Here is a 4,980-nt window from a genome sequence, read left to right as displayed (position 1 = left end):
CAGGCAGTAGCGGTACTCGGGTGAACCGTTGGGCACCCAGAACGCGTACTCCATGAGGCCGCGGATCAGGATGGATTCGAAGTGCAGGCCCACCTTGGCGACATTGGCCTGGCGCCACATGCCGATCTTGATCTGCACGTCCTGCGGTTGCGCCTGGTACCACCAGTGCCGGCCGATCGGGTCGGTGGCCGGCAACACCCAGCGCGGGTCGTTGTCGGTGACTTTGAACTCAGGACTGTCCCAGTCGATGTCGGTGTAGGGATTGAAGTTCCGGCGCACCGAGCCTTCCGACAGGGTGTTGAGCGTCTCGACGTAGGCCGGGTCGTCGGTCACTTCCATGTTGGCCCGCCACCGGCGCACGATCCGGGTTCGGGCTGCTTTCTGAGCCATCAGAGACACCTCCACCAGTCGTTTACATTTACTAGGCGTATGTACAACGGTACCGCAGGTATCGGTTACCCGTCTAGGGCCGAGTCCAACCTTGTGGGCGTGACAGGTGTCAAGCACCACAAGTGATCTGCGTCACAGTAAACCTGCGATGCGGCAGGGTATAGGCCGCTGTCTACGCTGGAGCCCATGGCTGAACAGCTCACAATCCCGGACACCATCAAGCCCGCCGACGGACGGTTCGGCTGCGGGCCGTCGAAGGTCCGCCCCGAGCAGTTGAACGCGCTGGTCACCACGGCCGCGCCGTTGTTCGGCACCTCGCACCGGCAGGCTCCGGTCAAAGACCTCGTCGGCCGGGTCCGTTCCGGACTGCGCGAGCTGTTCTCGGTCCCCGACGACTACGAAGTGGTTTTGGGCAACGGCGGATCCACGGCCTTCTGGGACGCGGCGGCGTTCGGGCTGGTGGACAAGCGGTCGCTGCACCTGACCTACGGCGAGTTCAGCGCGAAGTTCGCCTCGGCGGTGGCCAAGAACCCGTTCGTGGGCGACCCGATCATCATCAAGGCCGACGCGGGCAGTGCCCCCGAACCGCAGTCCGACCCGTCGGTCGACGTGATCGCCTGGGCGCACAACGAGCCCTCCACCGGGGTGGCGGTGCCGGTGCGCCGGCCCGCCGGCGCCGGCGATGCCTTGGTCGTGATCGACGCGACCTCGGGTGCCGGCGGGTTGCCGGTAGACATCACCGAGGCCGACGCCTACTACTTCGCCCCCCAGAAGAACTTCGCCTCCGACGGCGGGTTGTGGCTGGCCATCATGAGCCCGGCCGCACTGGCGCGCATCGAGGCCATCGCGTCGTCCGGCCGCTGGGTGCCGGAGTTCCTGTCGCTGCCGATCGCGGTGGACAACAGCACCAAGAACCAGACCTACAACACCCCCGCGATCGCCACCCTGGCGCTGCTGGCCGAACAGTTGGACTGGGTGCTGGGCAACGGCGGGCTCGACTGGGCGGTCAAGCGCACCGCGGACTCGGCGCAACGGCTCTATTCCTGGGCCGAGCAGCGGCCGTTCACCACGCCCTTCGTCGCCGACCCGGCGCTGCGCTCGCAGGTCGTGGGCACCATCGACTTCGTCGACGAGGTCGATGCCGCGGCGGTCGCCAAGGTGCTGCGGGCCAACGGCATCGTCGACACCGAGCCCTACCGCAAGCTGGGCCGCAACCAGTTGCGGGTCGCCATGTTCCCGGCGGTGGAGCCCGACGACGTGAGCGCCCTGACCGCGTGCGTGGATTGGGTGGTCGAGCGCCTCTGAGCGTCTCTGCGAACGGGGCTTAGACCTCAGCGGCCCCGCATCTGCCCACGCCCGTGATCGGATCGTTATAACGCCGGTGTGTCACGCCGGACCGGGCTGTCGACTGGACTAGAGTCCGCAGGTAACCGGCGTTCGCGAGGAGAAGTCATGCGGGAACTGAGGGCCATCGGCCTCGACGTCGACGGCAACCACATCATCTGCGAAAGCGCCGGCGACGGCGAGGACCCGACTGAGATGTTCCGGGTGCGCATCGACGACCGGTTGCGCGGCGCGGTCCGCGGCGAGGGCCACCGAGTGGGAAAGAACACCGCCGATGCGGCCAGCAGCATGCTGCGACCCAAGGACATCCAGGCCCGAATCCGGGCCGGGGCTTCGGTCGAACAGGTGGCCGCCGCGGCCGGTGTCGACGTCGCCCGGGTGGAGCGCTTCGCCCACCCCGTGCTGCTTGAGCGGTCCCGGGCCGCCGAACTCGCCGCCGCCGCCCACCCGGTACTGGCCGACGGCCCGGCGGTCTCGACCCTGCTGGAGGTCGTCACCTCCGCGCTGGTGTCGCGGGGCCTGAGCTCCGAGAGCACCAATTGGGACGCGTGGCGCAACGACGACGGACGCTGGACGGTCCAGCTGGCCTGGAAGGCGGGGCGCTCGGACAACGTCGCCCACTTCCGGTTCACTCCGGGCGCACACGGCGGAACGGTCACCGCCGTCGACGACGCGGCCATGGAGCTGATCGACCCCGACTTCGACCGTCCGCTGCGGCCGGTCGCCGCGGTCGCGGCGCTGGACTTCCAGGAGCCGTCCGCCCCCGCGGAGGTCGACGAGGAACCGGTCCAGCAGCGTTCGGGCACCCGCGCCCGCCGCAGCAAACCCCCGGTACCGGGGTGGGAGGACGTCCTGCTCGGGGTCCGTTCGACCGGTCAGCGCTGAGCGACCAGCACCAGCAGCGCCAGCCACCCGCCCAACACCCCTAACCCGGCGCCCAGCGCCAGCCAACGCAGCACCGGCGTGCCCCGCCAACCCCACACGGTCGGAGCCAGGCCGCCCACCGCGACCACGTTGAGCACCACCGCCACCGCCGGGTGCACCCGGAGCAGGCCCAGCGTCAAGACCGCGATCGCGGTGCCGGTCACCGCCGCGGCGAATGCGGCCACGGTCAGACCCGTACCCCACGGCGTACGCGGTCTGGACGTCATTGCGCCGGCCTGCTGCGCTCGTAGAACGCCAGTGCCGCCGCCGTTGCGACGTTGAGGGAGTCGGTTCCCCGCGACATCGGGATGCGGACCCGCAGGTCGCTGGCGCGCATCGCCCGCTCTGACAGGCCCGGCCCCTCCGCTCCGACCAGCACCGCCACCCGCTCGTCGCGCAGCGTGGTCATGGCGCTGGACAGCACCGCCGCGCCCGGGTCGGGCGTCATCGCCAGCAAGCGGAATCCCTGCTCACGCAGCATCGCCAGGTCTGCCGGCCAATCCGCCGAGCGGGCGAACGGCACCAGCAGGGCGTGGCCCATCGAGACCCGCACCGAACGCCGGTAGAGCGGGTCGGCGCAGCCGCTGCCGAACACCACCGCGTCCACGCCCAGGCCCGCGCCGTTGCGGAAGATCGACCCCAGGTTCTCGTGATCGTTCACGCCCTCGAGCACCGCGATGGTCCGCGCCCCCGCCACCAGCTCGGCCACCGACGGTTCGGGCACTCGCGATGCCGCGGCCAGCACCCCCCGGTTGAGGTGAAATCCCACCACCTCGGCCATCACCTCTGCCGACACCCGATAGAACGGGACGTCGGGGGCGTCGGGGCCGGTCAGGTCGGCGCTCAGCTCGGTCAACCGGCGGTCGGTGCCCAGCAGCGCCCGCGGGGTGAACCGCGAGGCCAGCATCCGCTGCACCACCAGCACCCCTTCGGCGATCACCAGCCCCTTGCCCGACGGCAGGTCCGGGCGGCGATCGATGCTGTTGAGGTCGCGGAAGTCATCCAACCGAGCATCGCGGGGGTCGTCGATATCGATAACATCAACGACCCTGGTCACTGCGTGGACTTTACCGGCGAGGCGCTAACGTCAACGGCGATGACCCCTCCACACTCCCCCGAACCACCCCCGCTGCCGACCGCACTGCTTCGCGTGTGGCCGGTGATCGGCGCGGGATTCGTCGGCTTCTGCTGCGCGACGCTCGCCGCGTTCACGGTGCCCGCCCTGGAGAGCTGGCGGTCGGTGAGTGTGGGGGGTTTGGGCGTCGGGCTGATCGGCACCACCGTCTTTCTGGTGCAGCGTGCCGCGGCACGCCGCGGCGCGCGCGGAGCGCAAACCGGACTGGAACACGAAATAGAGTTGTGAACCGACAATCGAGGAGGAATGCCATGGCGGCCCCACTGCTGACGGCGCAGATCGACATCAACGCGCCGGTTGCCAAGGTCTGGGCACTGATCTCGGACTTCCGGCGGATGCCCGAGTGGAGCCCGCAGTGCAGGTGGATGAAGCCGATGGGCGCGGTACGCCCGGGCACCCACACCATCAACTTCAACCGGCGCGGCCGGATGTACTGGCCCACCCGCTCCGTCATCACCGAATACGTCCCGGAGCGCAAGCTGGCTTTCCGCGTCAGCGAGAACCGCACCGTGTGGAGCTATGAGCTCGAGCCGACCGCGGAGGGGACGCGCGTGGTGGAGAGCCGGCACGCTGAAAACGGCGAAACCACCGCGGTCTCGGCGTTTCTGGTGGGCAAGTTCATGGGCGGGACGCCCGCTTTCGAGCAGGAGCTGGTCGAGGGCATGAACGCCTCGCTGGCCAAGATCAAGGCCGCCGCCGAAGGCAGCTGAAACAGGCACCGGAGTGATGACCGTCGGAACTGGGAGGAATCCATGGAATCGGTGAAATCCGGAACTGGGCTGCTGGCGGCCACGGCCTTACTGGCCGCCGGCCTGACCCCCGCGGCGGCGTCACTTGAGGCCACCAGCCGGCCCCTGCCGGTGGTATCGGTGCAGGTGGCGCTGGCCGGCAATGCGGTGGCTGACAGCTTCGATGCGCTGGCCGGATTCGACCTGACCGCCGTCGCCGAGGAGCTCAACCTGCCGGGCGACGCCGATCTGCTCGAGCTGCTGCCGGGCGACACCAACCTGTACGACCTGCTGCCCGGCGCGGCCGACGCGTTCGACGTGCCGGGCGCCGCCGCCGCATTCGACATCGTCGGCCTGTTCAACGCTGAGGTGGCGGCCGCCGTGGGGCTGTTCAACCGCTTCATCAGCCTGCCCTTCACGCTGTATGACAGCTGTCTCTTATACACATCTGACGCTGCC

Annotated in this window: 8 protein-coding genes; 5 read left to right on the top strand and 3 right to left on the bottom strand. The window is 69.2% G+C overall.

Annotated features, from left to right (window positions below; genetic code table 11):
* On the bottom strand, nucleotides 1–390 hold a 390-nt coding region (locus tag LI92_RS19820), incomplete at its 3' end, for a diiron oxygenase (RefSeq protein WP_046321978.1).
* A gap of 186 nt (nucleotides 391–576) precedes the next feature.
* Between LI92_RS19820 and serC the strand changes: the two genes are divergently transcribed.
* Together serC and sepH are read left to right on the top strand one after the other, a co-directional pair.
* A complete protein-coding gene (serC, locus tag LI92_RS19815; protein ID WP_046321977.1) occupies nucleotides 577–1,695 on the top strand; it encodes a phosphoserine transaminase in 1,119 nt (372 codons plus the stop codon).
* A gap of 147 nt (nucleotides 1,696–1,842) precedes the next feature.
* Nucleotides 1,843–2,619 (top strand): septation protein SepH, encoded by a 777-nt coding sequence (gene sepH, locus LI92_RS19810; RefSeq protein WP_046321976.1) that lies wholly within the window; start codon nucleotides 1,843–1,845, stop codon nucleotides 2,617–2,619.
* Here the strand turns inward: sepH and LI92_RS19805 are convergent.
* On the bottom strand, nucleotides 2,610–2,885 hold the full coding sequence (locus LI92_RS19805) for a DUF2537 domain-containing protein (RefSeq protein WP_046321975.1): 276 nt from the start codon (nucleotides 2,883–2,885) through the stop codon (nucleotides 2,610–2,612). The two genes, sepH and LI92_RS19805, sit on opposite strands and share 10 nt — an antisense overlap.
* Nucleotides 2,882–3,715, bottom strand: a complete 834-nt coding sequence (locus LI92_RS19800) for a TrmH family RNA methyltransferase (RefSeq protein ID WP_046321974.1) — start codon at nucleotides 3,713–3,715, stop codon at nucleotides 2,882–2,884. Before LI92_RS19800 ends, LI92_RS19805 begins: the two co-directional genes overlap by 4 nt.
* Nucleotides 3,716–3,754: 39 nt before the next feature.
* Here LI92_RS19800 and LI92_RS19795 point away from each other — a divergent pair, with 39 nt between their 5' ends.
* The 3 genes from LI92_RS19795 to LI92_RS19785 all read left to right on the top strand — a co-directional run.
* Entirely contained in the window at nucleotides 3,755–4,021 is a 267-nt protein-coding gene (locus LI92_RS19795; protein ID WP_046321973.1) for a DUF2530 domain-containing protein, read from the top strand.
* A 23-nt stretch (nucleotides 4,022–4,044) separates the two neighbouring features.
* Nucleotides 4,045–4,503 (top strand): SRPBCC family protein, encoded by a 459-nt coding sequence (locus tag LI92_RS19790; protein WP_046321972.1) that lies wholly within the window; start codon nucleotides 4,045–4,047, stop codon nucleotides 4,501–4,503.
* Nucleotides 4,504–4,554: 51 nt separating this feature from the next.
* Nucleotides 4,555–4,980: hypothetical protein (locus LI92_RS19785; RefSeq protein WP_192830099.1), on the top strand; the 426-nt coding region annotated here is incomplete at its 3' end.

Source organism: Mycobacterium sp. UM_Kg1, assembly GCF_000972925.1.
Taxonomy (GTDB): Bacteria; Actinomycetota; Actinomycetes; order Mycobacteriales; family Mycobacteriaceae; genus Mycobacterium; species Mycobacterium hiberniae.
This window is presented reverse-complemented; position numbering and strand designations above follow the sequence as displayed.